Genomic DNA, 23,230 nt, shown 5'->3' with positions numbered 1-23,230 from the left:
AGTGCAATCATCATCAAACCGATGATATTCCAAATCAATATTCACTTAGTTTATTCCACCAGGTTTTCTTTAGTATCACTATGGTAACCGCAAGTATGCCCACCGTCGCCAGCAATGGCAAATGCTGCCCAAGCACCAGGTACATCGGCAAAATAGTAAGGCAACACTGGGCTGCAGTGCCTATTACCACATTGAACATATTAAGCTTAAAGTTGCGGTTCGGCTGAAACGATGGATCATCGTCCATCACAGCTTGTTTTACCGGTTCCCAGAACCCCCATGGGCGCACGTTGGCGTAAAATGATTTTAAAACATCAATGTCAGTCGGCGATGTTGCGCAGGCGCCAATGATAGAGCCAGCCAGTGATAACGCAAATAAAACGGGGAACCAGTACAACAGCTCTCCATCCGGTATTACAACGGATGACACCATCGCCGCGGCTATCCCGGTAAGCATTCCCCAAAAAAAACCGCTGGCATTAAAGCGCCACCAATGCCATTTCAGCACGTTCGAGGCAATATAGCCTCCATACAGTGCCGAGACTATCCATTGCAGCATACTGTTAATATCTTTCACAAAAAAGCCAAGCATCACGCCGACCGCTACCACTGTAACGCCCACGGCATAATTCATAGTGATTATTTTTCGCGGCGATGCATCCGGGCGGATGTATTTGAGATAGATATCATTTACAATGTAGGCCTGCGCCGCATTCATGGTCCCGCTAAATGTACTCATAAACGCCCCCAGCAATCCCGCCAGCAACAATCCGACTAATCCAACAGGCAAAAAATTATTGATCACCGCCGGTAATATTCGTTCGAAGTCAATTGTCCCGCTGCCATCGTTTAAATTCATCTGGTGATAAAAAATCAATCCCAGGATAGTCAGGCTGATGATGAGCGTGTAGCGAATGGGCAGCAGAATGATGTTTACAAAACCGCTCATTTTGCTGGCCTCCTCGGGTGAGCGGGTAGAAAGGATTTTCTGCATATCGTAATTTGGCGCGGGTCCGGCTAAAGCAGCAAAAAAGCCCTTAAAGGTCATCATCATAAAAAATAAGCCAAACAACGAATATCCATCGCTTTTAATTTTGGCGTTAACCTCAGTAATAATGCCTGACCAGTTTAATCCCAAATGCGAACCGAAAAAAGGGCTGAACCAGCCATGCGGGACGTTTAAATGGTGATTGGCTAATTGCGCGGAAGCAATAAATCCTATCCATATACAGGCAACCGTCATTACCCCGTATTTTACCATATCGCCAACTACAATGCTGTGCATGCCGCCCAGTATGGAATAAAACATGGCGAACAGCGTAAAGATGATGCCATAAACATGCGGCACATATTGAGGCGCGACGTTGAAAGGGATATACCCTTTTATCATATCCCAGGGGACAAAAATCTCGATAAACTTACCCAAACCGATAAATCCGTAGGCCATAAATGCCAGGCAGCTTAATAAAGCAAAGCAAATAACCACAATTTGCGAAGCAGTTACGCCCCGGCCTCTTTGCCCAAAGCGTGACGCGAGCCATTCCGCACCCGTAGCAGCATTGGAACGTCTTAACCACCGTGACAGGTACATCATCAAAAAAACCTGGTTAAAAACCGGCCACAGCCAAGGTATCCAGATGCTCTTCATACCGTACACAAAGCACAGGCTCACCATCCACATGGTGCCGCTGATATCGAACATATCCGAAGCATCACTTAACCCCAGCTTGTACCACGGCAACGATTTGCCGCCCAGCATATAACTTTCCTTGTTCTGGCGCGCCTTTTTGCGATACCATAGCCCGATAAATATTGTGCTCAGCAGGTAAACCGCTATTATGGCAATATCTATGGGATTAAGCTTCATTTTGTGCTAACAGACAGATGGGTGGGTATGCGTTGTGCGGATGAAAATTATGTTCAATTGGTTTAGCCTAAAATAGATTTATCAATAGCTATTTTGTAATACTATTTTATCCTTATGTATTAAATTTTTTAACTCGAAAACATAATCCTGCAAATTTTCCGTTAGAAATCTGCACATCAGATAAACACCCGGTTTCCGGTGTACGTTTCGCGGAATTCTTTAGGAATACAGAGTTTTTTGCGTTTAAATATCCTGTTAAAGTTGGAAATATTATTGAATCCGCATTTATAAGCTATTTCGGCAATGGTGGTGGTTGAGTCTATAAGCATCCTTGAGGCATGGCCCAGGCGTATTTCGTTTAAACTATCGATGAAAGTTTTACCGGTGCGCTTTTTGATAAACCTGCTAAAGGATGCTTCGGGCATGTTGGCGATGCGTGCGACTTCGGCAAGAGTTACCTGCTTATGATAATTAAGGTTCATGTGCTCAAATACTTTCTCGATGCGACGGCTATTGTAATAAAACTTTTCGTTGGTAAAGCTTGGATCTGACAAGGTCTTCATGTTCCGGGAAATAGAAAGATCATGCAGGATAGAAAACAACTCCAGTACTGAATCAAAACCGTTTTTTTTATCCAGCGACAGCAACCGGTCTTTTAGCGCGGTTACGGTTTCCGGGGCAAAGGCAATACCCCGCTGCGAACGCTCCAGCATGCTTTTTAAAAAACTTAGCTGATTGCGCTTCAGCAACTTTTCATCAAACAGGTCTTTGTGAAACTGTATGGTTATCTCGGTGATGGCCTCGCTTTGGCACTGGTGAGTAAACCAGGCGTGATAAAGGTTCGGACCGATCAGGGCCAGTTCAAGGTCTTCAATTACTTCAATATTTCCGCCAACCACGCGTTTCGCACCCTTGGCATTCAGTATCAGGTTCAATTCATACTCGTCGTGATAATGGAGCGGAAAATCGAACTTGCTTTTTACTCTCGAAAAAATGGTAAAGCAATCGCTGGGCGTCAGCGGGGTAATCTCGCGCATTACATTGCTCATCACAAATTATTTTGGTTATACAAATTGGTTATATAGATAATACGAATTTAACAATTTAGTTGAATTAATTGCAGGAGCAGAAGGAAACAATAATGTATTAGCATCAGTAATGTCAGTTTTACAAGGTAAAATGATCACAATAAACAAATACTACCGCGCTTTTCGGCGGACATAAGGCAGAAATTGACAAAATCGCGCCGGTACACTACGGGGTTTGATAGCGAAGAAACGACAGAGCTATCGCTGGTGAGGTAAAGCAACGGTCGTTTTAACATAACAGTTTTTGGAATGTCGGTAATTGTACTTTTTAGAAATAATTTGATGCCGGACTATTTATTTAAAACCGGGAAAAACAGCGCTTTTGACATCAGTCAAAATCAAGGTTAAACTTATTCTTCAGTTCGGCCAGCGCCGGGTTCTTCTGCGCCATATATTGGAATTTTTCAGAAGCGGTGTAAGGCCGCTTTACTACGGCAACCTCATCTACACGCGCATTCACTTCAATATCGAAATTGCGCAGCGTGAGCCGCAGGTAATTGAGCAGGTTGGGCCGCTCCTCACGGAAAAGGTTCTCCTGCACTTTATTTTCTAAAACAACCTCATACACATTGTCGCCCAGCTTTTTGGGTGGATAGGAGATAAATATGGTAAGCGCGTTTTTCTTCCCTTCAGATTTAATCTTTGCCGCATAATCGCTCCAGCATTTCGAGAACTGGTCATCGGTAAAAGCATCTTTGGCATCGCCTTTTATGTAAGGGTCTTCTTCTTCGGCGGCTGCTTCAACCATTTTACCTACATCTCTTAACGATGGTATCTTAACCGATGCAGAGGCCAGGCTTGAATTAGGTATAAATACTTTGGGTTTTTCTGCCGCCACCTCTTCCTTTATTACGGCAGCAGCTGGTTTTTCCGGCGCCGGAGGCCGCAACGGTTGGACAGCGCCTACGGCCGGTGCAGGTGGCTGTGCAGCCTGTTTCTGCTCCCTTTCGGGCGTTATTGCTGCGGAATCAGGTTTTTTTTTTAATTGCCCCTCTTGCGCGGGCATTGCAGCGAGCGGCGTAACCGCGAGATTGAACACCGATTGAAGATTACACATCTTCAGCAATGCCAGTTCAACCTGTAAGCGTTGGTTCTTGCTCAGCTTATAGTTCAGGTCGCACTGGTTGGCTATGTTCAGAGCCGACATCAGGAACGATACACTTGAAGACTGCGCCTGCTGCAGATACTTATTACGTATGCCTTCGCTTACTTCCAGCAGCTTCAGCGTAGCCTGGTCTTTACCTACTAACAAATTGCGAAAGTGTTCCGACAGGCCCGAAATAAAATGCGCACCATCAAATCCACGTGACAATATCTCATCGAACAATAAAAGCGTTTGGGCATTATCCTGGTTTAGCAGCCGGTCGGTTATATTGAAATAGTAGTCGTAATCAAGGATATTCAGATTGTCGATAACTGCCCTGTAAGTAACATCGCCACCGGAAAAACTAACGATCTGGTCGAACATCGAAAGGGCATCACGCAACCCGCCATCGGCTTTTTGAGCGATAACATGCAGGCCATCCGGCTCATATTCAATATTTTCTTTTTGAGCGATAGATGCCAGGTGCGAAGCCATATCTTCTACACGAATACGATTAAAATCGAATATCTGGCAGCGGGAAAGTATAGTTGGTAATATCTTATGCTTCTCGGTAGTAGCTAATATAAATATGGCATAATGCGGCGGCTCCTCAAGCGTTTTCAGGAAGGCGTTAAAAGCTGCCTGCGAGAGCATGTGTACCTCATCGATGATATATATTTTATACCTCACTGCCTGTGGCGGTATGCGCACCTGCTCAATCAAACTGCGGATGTCGTCGACTGAGTTATTGGATGCAGCATCAAGCTCGTGGATATTGAATGAATTACCATTTTGGAACGACTGGCACGAATTACATACGCCGCAAGCCTCGCCATTTGGTTGTAAGTTTTCGCAGTTAATGGTTTTTGCGAGGATACGCGCACAGGTAGTTTTGCCCACACCACGCGGACCGCAGAACAAAAATGCCTGCGCCAGCTGATTATTTTTAATGGCGTTTTTTAACGTGTTGGTGATATGTTGCTGTCCAACAACGCTTTCAAAAGTAGCCGGGCGGTACTTACGGGCCGAAACGATGAAATTATCCACAGCTACTAAGGTAATAATAATCTGCTTATGTTAAAAGCGGTGTGAGGAAACAGCAGGACGAAGAATTGGGCTGATTTTAAATTTGTAGATTGTGATAAATGAGTTGAATCTATGCAGCTATCAGATCTGGACTTCAACAAAACCTATACTTACGCCGACTACTTAAAGTGGACGTTCGACGAACGCCTGGAATTGATTAAAGGTAAAATCTTTAAGATGAGTCCTGCACCTGGTTCGGTGCATCAGATAGTTTCAGGAGCTATTTTTAATGAATTGTATAATTTCTTAAGGAAGCGAAAGCCATGCCGTGTTTTATTGGCGATGAGGTAACTACTCCTATTCTACCCGGATTGGTTATTGACCTTGAAGACCTTTTTTCAGACCAGCTCTAATAAATCACATTTACCAATTTTTATATAATCTTCCACAGATAGTGCAGGATGCCGGATACCGTTTTAATGGTTAAGTTTGTGTTACCAATTTAACTATCGATTGCCTGTAAATGATTTCTTCAGCTTTTAAGTCACTGCTTTCAACCAGAATATTTTTTATCTTCTTCCTAACAGCTGCATTTACGAACGCCCTTCCTGCGCAAAATGCAAAAGTCATCAACCTTAAATGCGAATACCTTAATAATCCACTGGGTATTGATTCCCCGCATCCGCGCTTAACATGGGCAATGAGCGATAGTCGCCAGGGGGCGAGGCAAACGGCCTGGCAGCTATCGGTGAATACCGATTCGATAAAGTTAACTAAAGGAATAACTAACAGCTGGCAATCGATGAAAACTACAAGCGATGCTTCCCGGATAACATACAATGGAAAACCGTTACAACCATTTACCAAATACTATTGGAGGGTGCAGGTGTGGGATAAAAATGGAAAATCAGTTGTGTCGCCTGTCGCGGCTTTTGAAACAGGTTTAATGAAAACAAACTGGCACGGCGCCTGGATAAGCGATAATCATGACCCCGATATGAAGCCCGCTCCCTATTTCCGTAAAACATTCGGCTTAACAAAAAAGGTAGTGTCAGCGAGGGCATATATTGCAGTGGCGGGTTTATACGAGCTATATATCAATGGCGAAAAGATAGGCGACCATCGTCTCGACCCAATGTATACCCGTTTTGACCGTCGGACACTCTACGTTACTTATGATGTTACCAAACAACTGCAAAGCGGTAAAAATGCGGTTGGCGTTTTGCTGGGCAACGGCTGGTACAATCACCAGAGCACGGCAGTATGGTATTTCCATAAGGCGCCATGGCGCAACCGGCCCGCCTTTTGTCTCGACCTGCGCATAACTTATGATGACGGCTCGGTTGAAACCGTAACCTCAAATACTTCATGGAAAACCTCGCATAGTCCCATCATTTTCAACAGTATTTATACCGCCGAACACTACGATGCCCGCCTGGAGCAACCCGGATGGAGCACGCCAAACTTCATCGATACAGCATGGAAAGGGGTATTCGCCCGTCAGGCCCCTTCAATGAACATCGTTTCGCAGGCCATGCAGCCAATACGGGCTATCGAAAAAATTCCGGCACAGAGCATCAAAAAGCTGGACGACAAAACATACCTGTTCGATATTGGCCGGAACATTTCCGGCGTGAGCAGCATAACGGTTAAAGGCGAAGCCGGTACGGTTATCCGCCTGAAGCATGCCGAGAAACTTGGTAAAAACGGCTACGCAGATCAATCCAACATCGACATCCACTACCGCCCTACCGATGACAAAGACCCTTTCCAAACCGATATATTTATTTTAAGCGGCAAAGGCGAAGAAACATTTATGCCGCGCTTTAACTACAAGGGTTTTCAATATGTTGAAGTTAGCAGTGACAGGCCGATCGAGCTGGCAAAAGAAAGTCTTTACGGCTATTTTATGCATAGCGATGTAGAGCAGGTGGGCACTATCACGTCGTCAAGCACTATGCTTGATAAAATATGGCAGGCTACCAACGCCTCTTATCTGTCAAACTTCTTTGGTTACCCTACCGATTGCCCGCAACGCGAAAAAAACGGCTGGACAGGCGACGCCCACATCGCCAGCGAAACCGGATTGTATAATTTCGATGGCATCACCATTTACGAAAAATGGATGGCAGATCATCGTGACGAGCAGCAGCCTAATGGTGTTTTGCCATCTATTATTCCCTCAAATGGCTGGGGTTATGAATGGGGCAACGGACCAGACTGGACCAGCACCGTTGCCATTATTCCCTGGAACCTTTACCTTTTTTATGGAGACAGTAAAGCTCTCGCGGATAATTATGAGGCCATTAAGAAATATGCAGACCACATTGATGAGCTTTACCCTACCGGCCTGACTACCTGGGGCCTTGGCGACTGGGTACCCGTAAAATCGGTTACGCCTGTTGAATTTACTTCAACCGCCTATTATTTCGCTGATGTTACCATTCTTGCTAAAGCGGCCAGATTATTTAAGCGCTCTGACGATCAGAAGCATTATGAACAACTTGCCCTGAAGATAAAAAACGCATTCAACGCCAAATACCTGGACAAAGCTTCGGGCATTTACGACAAAGGTTTCCAGACTGAGCAAAGCGTGCCACTGTTTTGGGGACTAGCGCCTGATACCTTGAAGCATAAAATCGCTTCCGCGCTGGCTGATGCAGTTAAACATGCCGATAATCACCTGGACGTTGGTATTTTAGGAACCAAGGCTATATTGAGTGCATTAAGTGATAATGGCTACGCCGATGTCGCCTATGCTATAGCCTCACAGGAAACATTTCCTTCATGGGGATGGTGGATAAAGAAAGGAGCAACTACGTTATACGAAAATTGGAATATCGATGCCGACGATGCCTTATCGCTCAACCACATTATGTTTGGCGAAATTGGCGCCTGGTATTTCAAAGGCTTGGGTGGCATAAAACCCGACCCTGAACTACCCGGCTTTAAACGCGTTATATTAACTCCAAATTTTGTAGACAAACTCGGCCATTTTGAAGCGGAGCACACCGGCCCCTATGGAAAAATTGTTTCGTCGTGGAAAAGGACTAATGGTGTGATAATATATTCAGTGGTGATACCGGCAAATTCTGCAGCCCGGATTTATTTCCCGGCGGGAAAACAAGCGATTTTAAACGGTAAATGGTTAAATACGGTCAAAGGACTTGATATTGAAGCGGGGAGCTATGTGTTTGAACTAAGGTAGAAAATAACATGCCGGCTTGCCGGTATCAAAACTATCAATCCCCCTCTTCTGCCACAATAATATTACACAACCTCTCAAATTTGTGAAATCTATTTATTTGCTGTAGCTTGGTTTGCTAATAACTGACCGACTTAACAAAATGAACAAATTATTACTCACGGTAATACCTTGCGCGCTGGTATTATCTGCTCACGCCCAGCAGGGACAGGCCTTAACTGCTAAAGATTATGAGCGCGCTGAAAGCTTTTTAAGCTATGGCACCGAACCTTTGATAGACAACGCAAGCGTTCGCCCCGACTGGTTGCCCGACGGCCGGTTCTGGTACCGTAATCTTACCGCTAATGGCAGCGAATTTATTATTGTAAACCCTGCAAAGGGCACACGCTCTGCTGCATTCGACCAGGCAAAACTGGCTGCGTCGTTATCCGCGGCTACCGGTAAGCAATATACCGCATCTATGTTGCCTTTTGTCAGCATCAATTTTGCGCCGGATGGTAAATCCATAACATTTTCGGCTGATGGCAAACGATGGAAAGCCGATCTCGGCTCTTATGCCATAACTGCTGACAGTTCCCCGGCTGGTGAAATGAGAGGCGGCGGCAGGCGCGGCGGTCGTGGAGGCCGCGGTGGCTTTGGAGGACTGAATATATCGCCCGACGGTAAAAAAGGCGTCTTCATCCGCGACTGGAACCTTTGGGTACGCGATATGGAAACACAAAAGGAAACACAGCTTACTACCGATGGTATAAAGGATTATGGCTACGCAACCGATAACGCAGGCTGGAAACACAGCGATAATGCCATCCTGGTTTGGTCGGCTGACTCAAAAAAGATTGTAACATTTAAAGATGACCAGCGCAAAGTGAGCGACATGTACCTGGTTACTACTAATGTGGGTAAGCCAACCCTTAAAGAATGGAAATACCCATTACCGGGCGGCGAAATACCTATGATACAGCGCTGTATTATTGATGTGGAAAATCCGAAAGTCGTAATGACTAAAGTTGCGCCAGACCCGCATCGTGCTACGCTGAGCGACGATATTGCCAGCAGCGGCCAGATGGACGATGTTGATTTCAGCTCAGACAACAGCAAACTTGCGTTCGTATCAACCTCACGCGATCATAAAATAGAGAAATTCCGCATAGCCGACTGCAATACCGGCGATGTTCGGGAAGTGTTCGAAGAAACTGTGCCAACCCAGTTCGAGTCAGGTCGCGGCGCTATCAACTGGCGTTACCTCGATAAATCCAACGAAATTATATGGTACTCGGAACGCGATAACTGGGGACACCTTTACTTATATGATGCTACGACCGGTAAGCTAAAAAACCAGATAACCAAAGGCGACTTTGTAGTTGGCCGCCTGCTAAAGGTTGATGAAAAGAACCGGATGCTGTATTTTACGACAACATGCCGGCAGGCTGAAAATCCTTATTTTCAACAGCTTTGTAAAGTAGGTTTTGATGGAAAGCATTTTGCCACACTTACCCCGGAAGCAGGCAATCACAGCGTTAGCTTATCGCCAGACGGAAAATATTTTGTGGATAGCTATTCAAAACCTGATGTGCCGCCGGTTACTGTACTACGCGATTTAAATGGCAAAATGATCGCTACTTTAGAAAAGGCCGATATTTCAAGATTGCAAGCCACCGGCTGGAAACCATTGACTACTTTTTCGGTTAAAGCGCATGATGGCAAAACGGATATCTACGGTTTGTTAATAACCCCATCAAAACTCGACCCAAACAAAAAATATCCGATTATCGATTATATCTACCCTGGTCCGCAGGGCGGCAGTGTAGGCAGCTGGTCTTTTGCAGCCTCGCGCGGAGATGGGCAGGCGCTTGCTGAACTCGGCTTTATTGTGGTCGAAATTGAAGGCACCAGCAATCCTAACCGCTCAAAAAGGTATCATGATATGAGCTATGGCAACATGGGCGAGAATACCTTACCCGACCAGATCACCGGAATCCGCCAGCTTGCCGCAAAATATCCTTATATGGACACTACCCGCGTAGGTATCTGGGGTCACTCAGGCGGTGGTTTCGCTACCGCATGCGCTATGTTCCGTTATCCGGATTTCTTTAAAGTCGGCATATCAGAATCAGGCAACCACGAAAACCTGAACTACGAAGATGATTGGGGCGAACGTTATAACGGCCTGGTAACCAATTCTGACTATCCAGCCCAGGGCAACGAGAACATCGCTAAAAACTTAAAAGGAAAGCTGATGCTTGCTCATGGCCTTTTAGATGATAACGTACCTCCATACAATACTATGCTGGTTATTGAGGCGCTTGAAAAAGCAGGAAAAGATTATGACCTGGTAGTATTCCCTAACATGCCGCATGGCTATGGCCAATATTCGCTATATATGATGCGCCGCCGGTGGGATTATTTTGTAAAAAACCTTTTGGGCGCCGAGCCTCCGAAAGAATACCAGCTAAAGGGAAAACCAGATCCCCGCAACCCAAGTGGCGGAAGGTAACTTCAAAACTAACTAAACTTTATAAAGCCTGCTTCAAATTTGGGAGCAGGCTTTTTTTCTTCCAACCTTTTCCGTCTCGTCATTTCAATGCAGGAACGAGCGATAAAGGTTTATTCAGCGACATTATTGGCGGACAAGTAAACGTTCACTCAGATCAGGACAATCTTTCGCCGGGTTAAAATTCCCTGCTACGCAAAGCCAGGTGGATAAGCTCTTACATAAAACACCCCGGCCACTTTCATAACCGGGGTGTAAGACTTGAAGCTTTAGAAACTTAGTAGTCCTGGCGAGTGTATTATATTACTTGGTATCAAAAAACAGCCTGGTGGTAACTTTATCACCACCTATAGCAGCCGCTGCTTTCTCGTAATTTGGCTGGTTAACGTTTTGCTCGCTGATAGGATAAGTAAAACGAACCGGGAAATCGCTGAATGCATTTGGCGGAGGTACCAGTTTTGGATAGTCGAGCCTGCGGTTTACTGTCCAGGCATCCCATCCCCTGTTGTAAAGGGCAATGTATTCCTGGCCTGCAATTTTCTGAAGTGGGGTAGCGCCTAAAGCTGTGGCATATTTAACATTCGCGAAGGTTAGATATGTTGCGGCTGCAGCGGCATCGCCGGTCCAATACTCAACAGAAGCAGTTACGGCAGCATTGTAATGCGATTCAACAGTACCGCTTACACCGGCAAATCCGCGTGCAACGGCTTCAGCCAGATTAAACTCCGTCTCGGAATAATCGAGCAGATCGCCTGGAAAATCAGGATTGGTAAGACTGCCTTCCGCGCCCGGTGTTAACAACGGACCGCCGGGCAATGAGTATTGCGCAAAAGCAAGGCTTCCGTTGCCTGATCCGTTGGGTGCGCCCACATACTGATCATGCGCCAGGCTTGGGGCAAAGTAGTAAGGCAACCTTGGGTCCTGATTAACTTTGCCGGGATTCAGCATATTCATAAATTCGCTGGTGGCTATAAAGTCATGCCGGCCGCTCTGCACCAGATTAACCCAAACCGGGTTAGTGTTTGGAGGTGTTGCTACATACTGAAACAGTGCGTTATCGTCGTTGGAGGTAAATACGCCTGCCGACACTGCCGACTGGACGGTAGCCTGCGCGGTGGCAGGGTCCGAATCAGCTATCGTAATACCCATCTTCAGCTTAAACGAATTTGCAAACTTTTGCCACTTGGCTATGTCGCCGCCATAAATTATATCGGCAGACCCGATGGTACCGGCACCCGGATCCAATGCTGCAATATCAGCATCCAAACGGGTGAGCAACTGGCTGTAAACGGTTTTTGCATCATCATATTTTGGGAACGGTTTGTTAATATCCAATGCTTCTGAGTAAGGGATATTTCCAAAAGTTGTAACCAGGTAATAATAAGTATAAACCTGCAGGATATCAGCCATTGCGGTCTCATTTTTGAGGGTTGCCGCATCCTTCACGTCAATAGACATGGCCTGTTTAGATTTTTCGAAGTTTATCAAAACGCTTGAATAGAATGATGCCCATAATCCGTCTGGTTGTTTACGATAGGTGAGCTGGTATTGTGTTTCATTCAGGTATTGCGTTTCCGTCCACTGCTGCTCAATCAGGCGGAATATGTTTGAATTTACGCTTGGAGTAGTCATTGTGTTTGCCAATAACCTTTCCGCTTCGGTAAATAGCGCGTATGATGGCACCACTGGCGGATTTTTGGGATCTTTGTTTAAACTCGTTAGATCCTTTTTGCAGGCCGACAATGTCAGCAACGCTGCAAAAATCAATGTAGTTTTTTTCATATCTAATTAAAATTAGAAGGTAAGTTTTAAGTTGAATGCGATAGTTCTAACTGTTGGATAAACGCCCTCCTGGACACCCTGCAGGTTACCTGATGACAGGCCGTCTTCAGGATCGGCATAGGGAAGGTTTTTATGGATCATCCATAAGTTACGGCCGATAAGCTGGAAGGTAACACCTTTAACGGGACCAAGCTTGCTTAAAGCGCTGCCCGGCAAATCATAACCTATAATTGCCTCGCGCAGCTTAATAAAACCTGCATCGTAAACAAATTCTTTTAATGGCAGTAATCCTGAACCGTCGCCAAAATCGCCATAGTTATTACCCGATACACGAACGGTATTAGGTTTACCATCGGCGGTAACGCCGGGACGGATAAAGCCACCGCCGTTTGCCAGCGTGTTACGAACCGGGTTGCCTAAATCGTTGGTATAAGCGGTTAATGGATAAATACCATCGGCTAAACCATAAGCAAGGTCATTTGAGAATACCGAACCACCTTTACGAATATCGATGAGGAAGCTCAGCGATAGGTTTTTATACCTGAAGCTGTTATTGATACCGCCTGTCCAGTCGGGATTAGTGTTACCGATATTTTGGTTCGATGTATTCGAAATCAGGTATTGGCCGTCAGGACCAACCGTTCTTTGACCGTTTGTATAAATAAAATCGGTTCCACGGATGGTACCCAATGAGCCGCCCAGCGGAGCGTTCAACGTTTCGCCGTTCTGGAAGCCTGCCAGTTGCAGGTTCTGTGCTTCCTGTCCTGAGGCGTCTTTGTACAGTGCGGTAACTTTGTTGCGGTTGCGGGTAAAGTTTACGTTAATTTTCCAATTGAAATTGCGGCTTTTAATCGGCGTTCCGTTTAACGACAACTCAAAACCTTTATTCTGGATATTACCCGCGTTTAAATATTTATAAGTATAACCGGTAGCATTTGATACATTAACCGGCATGATTTCATCAAATGTGTTAGTTATATAATAGCTTCCGTCAAATCCCAAACGGTTGTTGAAGAATGATAATTCAAGGCCGACTTCTTTGCTCTTTGTCTGTTCAGGCTTAAGGTCACCATTATTTTTGGTGGCCGATAGCACAGCCTGTGGATTTGAACCGAATGGAGGAACTATGATGTATGTATCGAATACACTGTAGATCGGTGCATCACTACCAACCTGTGCATAGCTCGCTCTTAATTTACCATATGACAACCACTTCCATTGCTTAAGCAATTCTGAAAAAACAAAGCCTGCTGATACGGATGGGTAATAGTACGCATTGTTCGATTCCGGCAATGTAGATGACTGATCTCTTCTAATGGTAGCATCCAAAGTCAGCATGTTTTTCCAAGTGAGAGTGGCACCGGCAAAAACGCCGTTTATCTGCCTGTTATAATCTGCTTCAACAGGAGATAATGGTGAATTTAAAGTATTGGACAGCGAGTACAAGCCTGGGATGATTAAACCGCCGTTGGTGCTAGCTGAAATGCTGTTCTCGTTGTTTTTCCTGATGTTTGTTCCCAGTAAGGCTTTCAGGTTAAAGCTATTGCTAAGGTTTTTGTCCATATTGGCCAACAAATCGAAGTTGGTTTCGGAGTAGTTATGGTTAAACCTTGAATAATAAGGTAACCCGATGCTACCGACGTCGTAGCGCTCTTCCTGGAGTTCAGAGTAGGTATCCAATGAAACGCGGCCCAAAATGTTGATCCATGGCACAGGTTTATAGTTCAGGCTAACATTACCCAGGTACCTGTTGCGGCTATCTGTTTCGTAGTTATGGTCAACCACCCAGTAAGGGTTATTCCAGTATGCCGGGAACGTATTGCCATCGATTGGATCTGCCATATTCCAGGTAACGTTCGATTTGGTGCGCTCATAAGCCTGTTTCAGTTCCTGCACATCTACGTTAGTTTCCCACCACTGGCGGAAACCCGACATTACGTTACGGTTGTCGGAGTTTGAACCGTCATACCCCGTACCGCCCCTGCCTGTACCGTTGGTATTGTAATAATTGATGCTGGCGCCTGCAGTCAGGTTTTTGGTGATGTTGTAGGTTCCGGCAAAATCAACCAGATTTTTATCCAGCTTGCTATTTGGGATTACACCGTTTTCGATGTTTTTAGTGTAGCCCAGCTTGAAAGTACCGTTCTCGCCGCCATTGGTAATCATGATACTTTGGTCAGTAGATATCGGCTTTCTGAAAAAAGTGCTTGGATCATTTTTAGCAGCCACCCATGGCGTAGCTTTACCATAGTTTGGCGAGCTTGGATCGAAAGCATCCCACTGGTAAACCATCAGGTTAGGATCGAATTTAGAACCATTTGAAGCATCGGCGTCGGTTTGTACAACTTTCGCATTAGGGTTGCCAAAGATATCTGCGCTATAAAAACCAGGGCCATAACCTGCACCATACTGTGTCTGGTATTTAGGGAAGGTGGATTTATCGATCTCACCCATGCTTACCGTTGAATTAATAGTGATACCAAGGCCTTTTTTAGGATGTTTGGTGGTAATCAGGATTACACCGTTGCTGCCCCGCGAACCATAAAGCGCTGTTGCTCCTGCCCCTTTTAACACCGTAACGTCCTGTATATCGTCAGGGTTGATATCTGATGCAGGGCTGCCGTAATCATAACCACCGCCACCGGACTGCTGATTGCTGCCGTTGGTATTTTCATTACCAATAGGCACGCCATCGATAACGAAAAGCGCCTGGTTGTTGCCATAGATTGATTTTGTGCCGCGTAAAACCACGTTTGTTGAACCGCCAAGGGTATTATTCTGGCGGATTTCCAAACCGGCCACCTTGCCCGATAATCCATCTATAAAGTTGTTTGAGCGCTGTTTGCTTACTTCATCACCCGCAACTTGCTGAGCTGCGTAGCTTTGCTGGTTACGCGTACGGGTCAAACCCAACGCGCCGGTAACTACAACCTCGCCCAGTTGCTGCGCAGTGGCAGTCATCACAACGTCCAGTCTGTCGCCGCTTGGTGTTAACAATTGCGATGCATAGCCCAAAAAGCTAAATGACAGCTGTGCGTTGTTGGGCACATTAAGTGAATAATGACCATTAACGTCGGTTTGCGTACCGGTAGTGGTCCCCTTTACAGTTACCGATACCCCTGGCAGCGGTAAACCGTCCTCCTTAGCCGTAACCTTCCCGGTAACGGTATGAGTTTGTGCAAATAGCTGGTTGACAGCTAAAAGGAGTAAGCACAAATTCAGAAGTAGAATTTTTTTCATGAATAAATAGATAAGTTTGATAGTTAATCTTAGCGTTTTCATATAAACGCCTTTTAAGGGGACAAACGTATGTTCATTTTTCGTCTAAGTAAAATATTTGACTGTAACTTGTTCTTTACAATATATTTTTTAACTGTAACGAATTATTTACAGAAATTATTTGCAACAAAGGGATACTTTCGCCGTTTCAAAAGGACACTACCTATATTATCAGAGCAAAAAAATAACGATAATAATATGGCAGTTATTAGTTAATTGTAGCCGGAAGATACGCGAGGTATGTTCCGGCTTCTTTGCTTACGGTGTTATGAGTGAGGTTTTTAATCAGCGGATATTATTCTTTATGAATAAATATAAAATAAGCTTTTTAAACTATATTATTAGTAGATACTAATCGTGCCAGGCAGCACTTATTTTTTAAGGTTGGAATCAACAGGACGTCTTGATCGCTTTGACGTTACACTAATGTTACCGGAGCCGTTGCTTTATTAGTTTGCAAGGCGTTTTATTTGCAATCATTCAGTCGCAAAAAAATTCTGAAATTTGTGATGATCAAATAAATTCCCACGCGCTTTTATACCCGCCGGCCTCTTCCGCATACCTGATCAAATCAGCATAGAACGGGAAATTACAGAGGGTTGAGCTATCGCCGATCATCACCAACTTTTTTTTGGCGCGTGTTATGGCTACATTCATTCGGCGAATATCTGAAAGGAAACCAATGTCACCGCCTGTATTGCTGCGAACCATGCTGATGTAGACCACATCCCGCTCCTGCCCCTGGAAACTGTCGATGGTATTGACTGATATTTTGTTGCCGAACGACTTTAAAGTTTCAGATTCTGCAACCAACTCCTGCAGGATGCGGATCTGTTCTTTGTAGGGCGATATTACGGCAACGGCCGGAAAAGTATTCCCAACTAATTTATCTGCCAATTGCGTTAAATGCTTTACTAGAAATGCGGCTTCCTCAGGGTTTACTGAACTGGTTCCTTCCAGTTTTTCATCAAAACCACAGCCCGCCGTATCGATAAAAGTAAAAGGTAAATCACCTGGAAATAATAGCTGATTTGCCACGGATGTATGCGCCTTCAATCGCCCATCATAAAACTCCTTGGACGAAAAGCCCATAATAGTTTCATTCATACGGTATTGTTCATCCAATAAAGTGACTGCTTCAGGATAAAGAGCGGCACATTTTTCAAGTAAGGTTGCGTTTAATCCTCCCCTTGCCGCTTCGTTGGATTTGATGGTTGGCGGCAACTGCATGTGGTCGCCGGCCATGATGAGCTTTTGCGCTTTCAGTATCGGTATCCAGCAGGCGGGCTCGAGCGCCTGGCCGGCTTCGTCGATAATCACCGTATTGAATTTTACATCCCTGACAGTATAATGATTAGCGCCGATGAGCGTCGCAGCAATTACCTGTGCTTTAGCAACCAGGTCATCGGTAATGAATTGCTCGGTTTTATCCACCTCCCTCATTATTTTATGCGCTTCGTCAAACAAGGCTTTGCGCTGGTCGCGCTCCGCCTTGCCGAAATTACGCTTGTATTTATGTGCCATGTTCTTGTATTCCGATGCCTGCTTCTTCAGTTTTTTTACATCTTTCTCATAGCTGTGCTCCGCCATTTTGCTATCCAGCGTAAGCGACATCAGCCTCTCCGATACTCTTGCCGGGTTACCGATGCGCAAAACGTTCAAGCCCTCATTACTCAGCTTTTCACTCAATAAGTCGACGGCTGTATTGCTTGGGGCGACAACCAATACCTGTTGCTTGTCCTGTGCGACTAGTGCCTTGATCGCTTGTACTAACGTTGTCGTCTTCCCCGTGCCCGGCGGGCCGTGAACGATAGCCAAATCCTGCGCCGAAAGTATTTGATGAACCGCCGCTTGCTGTGATTGATTCAGCCCCGGCAGTGCAGGTGAAGTAATTTTAGAGAAAAATTGCGGCGATGCCTCGCCAGTGAGTATCCTGATCAGCGTTCCTTCAGGCTTTTCCTTACTGGCCGTTGCCTGTTTAAGTGCGTTCTGCATTTCGTCGTAGCTGTTATTATCAAACAGCAACTCAACGCCCAGCTTGCCATCGCGGCTCCAGTCAGGTAATTCTTCAGTAAATAAAGTAATTTTAAGACGGTTGCCGCTTTGATAAGTAATAGTTCCCTCCACGCGGTCTTTTTGGGGATCGTGATTAGAAAACAGTGCGGCGGGCACTCCAAACCTGAATTGATGCGCAACATCCTGGTGGGAAGGACGCTCTACCTCAACCGTTAAATAGTCTCCGCGACCTGGCTCAGAACCGCGGATAGCTACCGGGTACCACGTAAGTCCGTTTGCACGGCGGTCGGCTATGGAAGTGCTTTCAGTAAGTTTAAGGTAATTATTGCGGTCTTCCTCACGCTCGATCTTTAGCAGATCAAGCAGCTTTTTAAAATAGGGCATGCACAAAGATGAGAATTGTCTGAACCGGAAATGATAGAATTAAAGAATTTATCATGACATGCATGATTTAAAATTCTGCTAATAACTCAATTCTATCAATTCCGGTTCAGAATTACTTTACACCCCCAAATCCTTCATCACGTTATTCACCTTTTCGTCCAGCTGTTTATCTGTTTGGGCATAAGCCTCCTTACTGGCTAATTTGGTGTTAACACTGCAATAGAATTTTATCTTAGGCTCGGTACCCGAGGGGCGTGCTGAAACGATGGTGCCGTCTTCTGTAATAAATTGCAGTACGTCACTCTTTGGAAGTTCGATTTTTTTGGTGGTGTTATTCAGTAAATCAGTTTCTATTCCTTTTTCATAATCCTTTAGCGTTGCCACTTTTGAGCCGCCAAGACTTACAGGTGGATTGCTGCGGAATTTCTCCATCATTTCCTTTATCTCCTCTGCACCGGTCTTTCCTTTTTTGGTAAGCGAAATCAGCTTTTCTTTATAAAAGCCATATTGCACGTAAGTATCTATCAGCGCCTCAAACAGGCTGCTGCCTTTGTCTTTGTAGTAAGCTGTCATTTCTGCAATAAATGCACTTGATACAATGGCATCCTTGTCGCGTACCAATTCTCCGATTAGGTAGCCATAGCTTTCCTCACCACCGCCAATAAAGGTTTGCTTGCCTTCAAAATGCGTCATCAGTTCGCCAATGTATTTAAAGCCGGTAAGCGTGTTGTAATAAGTAACATTTTTGGCTTTGGCAATTTCCTCAATCAGGTTGGTGGTAACAATAGTTTTTACAATATACTCCTTGCCGGTTAGCTTGCCCTTCTCTTCCCAGGCGGTCAGCAGGTAGTTAATCAGCATGGCGCCGGTTTGGTTACCATTCAGCAGGATAAACTCGTTATCAGTATTTTTAACGGCTATGCCCACGCGGTCGGCGTCAGGGTCAGTGGCCAGTACCAGGTCAGCATCAACTTCCTGGGCTTTTTTAAGGGCAAGGGTCAACGCTTCCTTTTCTTCAGGGTTGGGGTATACAACGGTTGGAAAGTTACCGTCAGGCGTAATCTGCTCGTCAACCAATATCACATTCTCAAACCCGAAACGCTTTAAAGCCTGCGGTGCGAGCGTGATACCAGTCCCGTGGATCGGCGAATAAACTATTTTTAAATCTTTTTGCCTTTTTATAGCTTCCGGCGAGACGGACAATTTGGCAATAGCGCTCAGATATTGCTCGTCGAGCTCCTCTCCTATTTCTTCTATATTGGCGTCAACGCGATTGAACTTAATATCGTTGATACTCTTAATAGCTGCTACTTCATCCATAACGGCCTTGTCGTGCGGAGCAACAAACTGGCCACCGTCTGCACCATAAGCTTTATAACCGTTATATTCTTTTGGGTTATGCGACGCGGTAAGCATTACCCCGCTTTTGCAACCCAGCACACGCACCGCAAACGACAGCTCAGGTGTAGGCCTTAAAGCTTTGAAGAAATAAACATGGATATCATTAGCTGAAAACACCTCCGCAGTAATGCGAGAAAAGAAGTCCGCATTGTTACGGCTGTCATGTGCTATAGCAACCTTTACTTTTTCGCCGGGATAAGTTTTTTTCAGGTAATTAGCTAACCCCTGTGTCGCTGCGCCAATAGTGTACTTATTCATGCGGTTGGTGCCCGGCCCCATTATGCCGCGCAAGCCGCCTGTACCAAATTCAAGGTCGCGGTAAAAAGAGTCGGTAAGTTCGGTGTAAGCTTTATTATCCAGCAGCGACTGTATTTGTTTCTTAATATCATCATCATAGCCGCCTTGTAGCCAAGCGTTGGCCTTTTGCAAAATGGCCGGGTCTAATTCCTGCATAAGTAGTATTTAGTTATCGGTTAATCGGTAATGGTTATCACTCAAATATGATAATAAAAAAGTATTTTAAATAGTTATTGTTTGCGGATTTGTCTTTTTTGAGGAGAGATGCATTGTTACATCACTATCGGGTTCTTTTTAACCCAAAACATTTAATTTACCAGCCTTCCCTTCCAAACATACTTGCCTTTATTACCTAACACACCTATGTAAACAAAGTAGACGAAATACAGCGGAATAAATATCGGCAGTACCCACATCAATAGTTTTCGCCTGAAAAAAACAGTTACCGGTAACAGCAAGGCAACGCCTGCCAAAATAACTATCAGATATTGCAGCGCCGAAATTTTTAAAAAATGAATATCGTAAATGCCAAGTAATAAATTAACTAATACTGACAAGTTGAACAGCCATAAACCTATCACCAGGGCTACCACCTTCTTATCCTTATACTTTACCGATTTAGAAGCCCAGCGACGACGCTGCTGCATAAAACTTTGCAGGTTATGCTTGGCATGCGTGTACACAATAGCGTCGTACCACTTTAAAAAACCGATTCGGCCGGGATACTTTGCCGCTACCTTTTGCAATAAAAGCTCATCATCGCCAGAGGCCAGGTCATCGATGCCCTTAAAGCCACCCACTTCGTAAAAAACATCTTTCCGGTAAGCCAGGTTCGCCCCGTTACAGGTTGACGCATGACCATTCCCGATAAACGCGGCTCCGGTAGCAATAAGCGAAAGAAATTCCAGCGACTGCATGCGCTCAAATACCGATTTTTCTTCGAAATAACTCACCGGCGATGATATCATCAGCGGATGTTCTTCCTCATAATAACCCACTACAGACGATAACCATTTACTCCCCATACGGCAATCCGCATCGGTGGCTACCATCAGTTCCCCGTTTGACAGTTTTATGGCTTCCGCTATCGCCTTTTTTTTATAAGAATTTAGCGGCTTATCTTCGTTCAGCTGTAAAAGCTTAACCCCGCGATCGGCATAACCGGCTATTATTTCGGATGTCCGGTCAGTAGAGTGGTCATCAACAATTATTATTTCGGTAAGATGCCTGGGGTAATCCTGGGCCAGTATATCATTGATGGTTAAATGGATGCTTTCTTCTTCGTTCCGCGCGGCAATCATTACCGTAACCCTGGTAGTAAAACCCGAAAATTTAATGCGCGGACGCCTGATGGCATTCCAGCCGATAATAATAAAAGCTAACACGCAAATGAACAAGCCGGTTAGCAGGAGTGAAACAGTACTAAGAATTACGGTCAAAAAATTTCAGTTTAAAAACAAATATAGAACCTAAAGCAGCAGGAATAATCATATTGGTGATATAGATAATCGAAACTGCCACAATAATAGCCAGATGCTGATCTGTGACATAGCTGAAAAGCTTATCTGCAGTGATGCTTCGCACACCGATGTCCACCACATCAAGCGAAGGTATGGCTGATTGAATAAAAAAGAAAACAAACATCATCAACGAAAGCTCATATAAAGGTATCTGTGGGATAAGCAGGTGTATCACCAGGTAATATTGAAAGGTAAACGTACAAAAGCGCGCCAGGCAAAACCACATAATCTTAAGCAGTTGCCTGGTTTTGTAGGTGCCCATAATATCGAAGAACCGGTGATATTTATGCAGAAATTTTATACGGTTCAGCAGCCGTACCATCCACCTGATATTAAAGTAAAACGTTAGCATGATCGCCATAAACCCGGCGGCTATTAATGTTGAGCCTATCATGATCCAGTCTTTCGGATGTATAAATGTATAGAGGAACCAGATAGATGCACCGGCCCCCAAAACGTTGGTGATAACGTTTTGCCCGAACGCCCCCACTGCCATAGCAAACACCCCGTGAATACGCTTGCGGTTAGGTAAAAACATTACACGACCGCCATATTCGCCGATACGGTTTGGGGTAAATACGGCCCAGGTGAGTCCGCAGAAAACCGCCTCAATGGCTTTCCAAACCGGCATTGGTGCAAGCCTTCGGGTAAGATGCCACCATTTTAAAGATTCCAATACCCAGTTAACTACCATTAACAGCACCACGCCAATCATGGTAAAAAGCACTTTATTATAAGTTACATGTGCAACCAGTCGCTCAAAATTGGCAATGTTATCATGATTTTTTAAGATGCGGTAATAGATAAACCACGCCGCAAGTACCAGGATACCGAATTTGAGGAGATAAGAGAGTAGTTTTTTACCGCGGGCAGTCAAAGGCAGAATGTTTTTGCAATGTTAGGGAAATATGTCCATAGTCCATGGGCCATAGACCATAGTTTTTGTGGTTTTACCATTGTCAAACGTCTGAAAGTTATTTTGTGTCTTTATGCTGGTTTTATAAGCAGTTAAATAAGTGTATCAAAAAACCAAAGTTGGGTGAATTTGTTTGCGCAAGGCTCAAAATGTATTTGATATGGAACTAATTTATAAATTGCGTGATAACTATATGTCAACAGCATGGAACCTGAATTTATCACCTATAAAAAATTTAACGATATAGCGTTGGCAAACGATCTTGCTGAGTTGCTGGATGAAAATAATGTTGCTTATTTTTTACAAGAAGAGGATTTGGTTTTTAACCCGGCGTTTTCATATACCGACACAAAAGAATACGCAGTAAAAGTAAGGCCCGAAGATTTTGAAAAGATAAATGATTTACTAAAACGGGATATAGAAAAAAGTCTTGAGGAGGTGAATGCCGGCTATTACCTGTTAGCCTTTACCAATGAAGAATTGATGGATGTTATTGCTAAGGCCGATGAATGGAATGTATTTGATGTTCAGCTTGCCCGAAAGTTGCTTGCTGAACGGGGAAGAGAATTAAGCGATAAACAATTAAAGGAGATTGAAGAAAAAAGGATTGAGCAATTAAAGCAGCCTGATAAACCGCAGACAAACTGGATCATAATAGGTTACCTGGCTGCGGTTTTAGGAGGAATTTTTGGGGTTTTTATTGGCTGGATTTAAAAAATTACAAAAAGACGCTCCCCGATGGTAACAGGGTGTACGAATATTCGGAACGAGACAGGTTGCATGGCTCAATTATTTTTTACCTGTCTATCTTGTTTAATTTCCTGGATAATATTTCGAGTTAAAACAGAAGTTCCGGGTTTATAAAAAGTTTAAG

Annotated in this window: 13 protein-coding genes; 4 read left to right on the top strand and 9 right to left on the bottom strand. The window is 44.6% G+C overall.

All coding sequences use genetic code 11. From position 1 onward, the window contains the following. Positions 1-34 precede the first annotated feature (34 nt). The 3 genes from Q3W13_RS20095 to Q3W13_RS20085 form a co-directional block, all read right to left on the bottom strand. On the bottom strand, positions 35-1,867 hold the full coding sequence (locus Q3W13_RS20095; RefSeq protein WP_302866896.1) for a sodium:solute symporter family protein: 1,833 nt from the start codon (positions 1,865-1,867) through the stop codon (positions 35-37). A 176-nt stretch (positions 1,868-2,043) separates the two neighbouring features. Beyond that, positions 2,044-2,916 (bottom strand): AraC family transcriptional regulator, encoded by an 873-nt coding sequence (locus Q3W13_RS20090; RefSeq protein WP_302866894.1) that lies wholly within the window; start codon positions 2,914-2,916, stop codon positions 2,044-2,046. Positions 2,917-3,283: 367 nt separating this feature from the next. Further along, complete coding sequence (locus Q3W13_RS20085; protein ID WP_302866893.1) at positions 3,284-5,086, bottom strand: DNA polymerase III subunit gamma/tau; 1,803 nt, start codon at positions 5,084-5,086, stop codon at positions 3,284-3,286. A gap of 111 nt (positions 5,087-5,197) precedes the next feature. On the opposite strand from Q3W13_RS20085, the gene Q3W13_RS20080 reads away from it, so the two are divergent. From Q3W13_RS20080 to Q3W13_RS20070, 3 genes are all read left to right on the top strand, one after another. Beyond that, the gene (locus tag Q3W13_RS20080) at positions 5,198-5,416 is read left to right on the top strand and encodes a Uma2 family endonuclease (RefSeq protein WP_302866890.1); all 219 of its coding nucleotides are present in this window, start codon (positions 5,198-5,200) and stop codon (positions 5,414-5,416) included. A 349-nt stretch (positions 5,417-5,765) separates the two neighbouring features. Further along, positions 5,766-8,273 (top strand): alpha-L-rhamnosidase, encoded by a 2,508-nt coding sequence (locus tag Q3W13_RS20075; RefSeq protein WP_302866888.1) that lies wholly within the window; start codon positions 5,766-5,768, stop codon positions 8,271-8,273. 139 nt (positions 8,274-8,412) lie between these two features. Further along, on the top strand, positions 8,413-10,764 hold the full coding sequence (locus tag Q3W13_RS20070) for a DPP IV N-terminal domain-containing protein (protein WP_302866885.1): 2,352 nt from the start codon (positions 8,413-8,415) through the stop codon (positions 10,762-10,764). A 300-nt stretch (positions 10,765-11,064) separates the two neighbouring features. On the opposite strand, the gene Q3W13_RS20065 is transcribed toward Q3W13_RS20070, so the two are convergent. From Q3W13_RS20065 to Q3W13_RS20040, 6 genes are all read right to left on the bottom strand, one after another. Then, a complete protein-coding gene (locus Q3W13_RS20065; RefSeq protein ID WP_302866858.1) occupies positions 11,065-12,543 on the bottom strand; it encodes a SusD/RagB family nutrient-binding outer membrane lipoprotein in 1,479 nt (492 codons plus the stop codon). Positions 12,544-12,555: 12 nt separating this feature from the next. After that, positions 12,556-15,783 carry a SusC/RagA family TonB-linked outer membrane protein gene (locus Q3W13_RS20060; RefSeq protein ID WP_302866856.1) on the bottom strand — a complete coding sequence of 1,076 codons (3,228 nt, stop codon included), beginning with the start codon at positions 15,781-15,783 and terminating at the stop codon, positions 12,556-12,558. Positions 15,784-16,335: 552 nt separating this feature from the next. Continuing rightward, complete coding sequence (locus Q3W13_RS20055; protein ID WP_302866854.1) at positions 16,336-18,222, bottom strand: AAA domain-containing protein; 1,887 nt, start codon at positions 18,220-18,222, stop codon at positions 16,336-16,338. A gap of 117 nt (positions 18,223-18,339) precedes the next feature. Next, positions 18,340-20,076 carry a phospho-sugar mutase gene (locus Q3W13_RS20050; RefSeq protein WP_302866853.1) on the bottom strand — a complete coding sequence of 579 codons (1,737 nt, stop codon included), beginning with the start codon at positions 20,074-20,076 and terminating at the stop codon, positions 18,340-18,342. A gap of 152 nt (positions 20,077-20,228) precedes the next feature. Next, a complete protein-coding gene (locus Q3W13_RS20045; RefSeq protein ID WP_302866851.1) occupies positions 20,229-21,359 on the bottom strand; it encodes a glycosyltransferase in 1,131 nt (376 codons plus the stop codon). Beyond that, positions 21,343-22,317: a lysylphosphatidylglycerol synthase domain-containing protein gene (locus tag Q3W13_RS20040; RefSeq protein WP_302866849.1), complete on the bottom strand. Its 975-nt coding sequence runs from the start codon at positions 22,315-22,317 to the stop codon at positions 21,343-21,345. The genes Q3W13_RS20045 and Q3W13_RS20040 overlap by 17 nt, the downstream gene beginning before the upstream one ends. 243 nt (positions 22,318-22,560) lie before the next feature. On the opposite strand from Q3W13_RS20040, the gene Q3W13_RS20035 reads away from it, so the two are divergent. Continuing rightward, entirely contained in the window at positions 22,561-23,070 is a 510-nt protein-coding gene (locus tag Q3W13_RS20035) for a hypothetical protein (protein ID WP_302866847.1), read from the top strand. Positions 23,071-23,230 lie beyond the last annotated feature (160 nt).

Origin of the sequence: Mucilaginibacter sp. L3T2-6, assembly GCF_030519355.1 — a bacterium.
Classification (GTDB): Bacteria; Bacteroidota; Bacteroidia; order Sphingobacteriales; family Sphingobacteriaceae; genus Mucilaginibacter.
The sequence above is the reverse complement of the archived record's forward strand: the minus strand, read 5'-3'. Positions and strand labels throughout refer to the sequence as shown.

Bases quoted from the DNA above. Each gene is read 5' to 3' on its own strand.
- Q3W13_RS20060 (WP_302866856.1), bottom strand. From the start codon at position 15,783: ATGAAAAAAATTCTACTTCTGAATTTGTGCTTACTCCTTTTAGCTGTC.
- Q3W13_RS20055 (WP_302866854.1), bottom strand. From the start codon at position 18,222: ATGCCCTATTTTAAAAAGCTGCTTGATCTGCTAAAGATCGAGCGTGAG.
- Q3W13_RS20090 (WP_302866894.1), bottom strand. From the start codon at position 2,916: ATGAGCAATGTAATGCGCGAGATTACCCCGCTGACGCCCAGCGATTGC.
- Q3W13_RS20080 (WP_302866890.1), top strand. From the start codon at position 5,198: ATGCAGCTATCAGATCTGGACTTCAACAAAACCTATACTTACGCCGAC.
- Q3W13_RS20075 (WP_302866888.1), top strand. From the start codon at position 5,766: ATGAGCGATAGTCGCCAGGGGGCGAGGCAAACGGCCTGGCAGCTATCG.
- Q3W13_RS20035 (WP_302866847.1), top strand. From the start codon at position 22,561: ATGGAACCTGAATTTATCACCTATAAAAAATTTAACGATATAGCGTTG.
- Q3W13_RS20050 (WP_302866853.1), bottom strand. From the start codon at position 20,076: ATGCAGGAATTAGACCCGGCCATTTTGCAAAAGGCCAACGCTTGGCTA.
- Q3W13_RS20070 (WP_302866885.1), top strand. From the start codon at position 8,413: ATGAACAAATTATTACTCACGGTAATACCTTGCGCGCTGGTATTATCT.
- Q3W13_RS20065 (WP_302866858.1), bottom strand. From the start codon at position 12,543: ATGAAAAAAACTACATTGATTTTTGCAGCGTTGCTGACATTGTCGGCC.
- Q3W13_RS20095 (WP_302866896.1), bottom strand. From the start codon at position 1,867: ATGAAGCTTAATCCCATAGATATTGCCATAATAGCGGTTTACCTGCTG.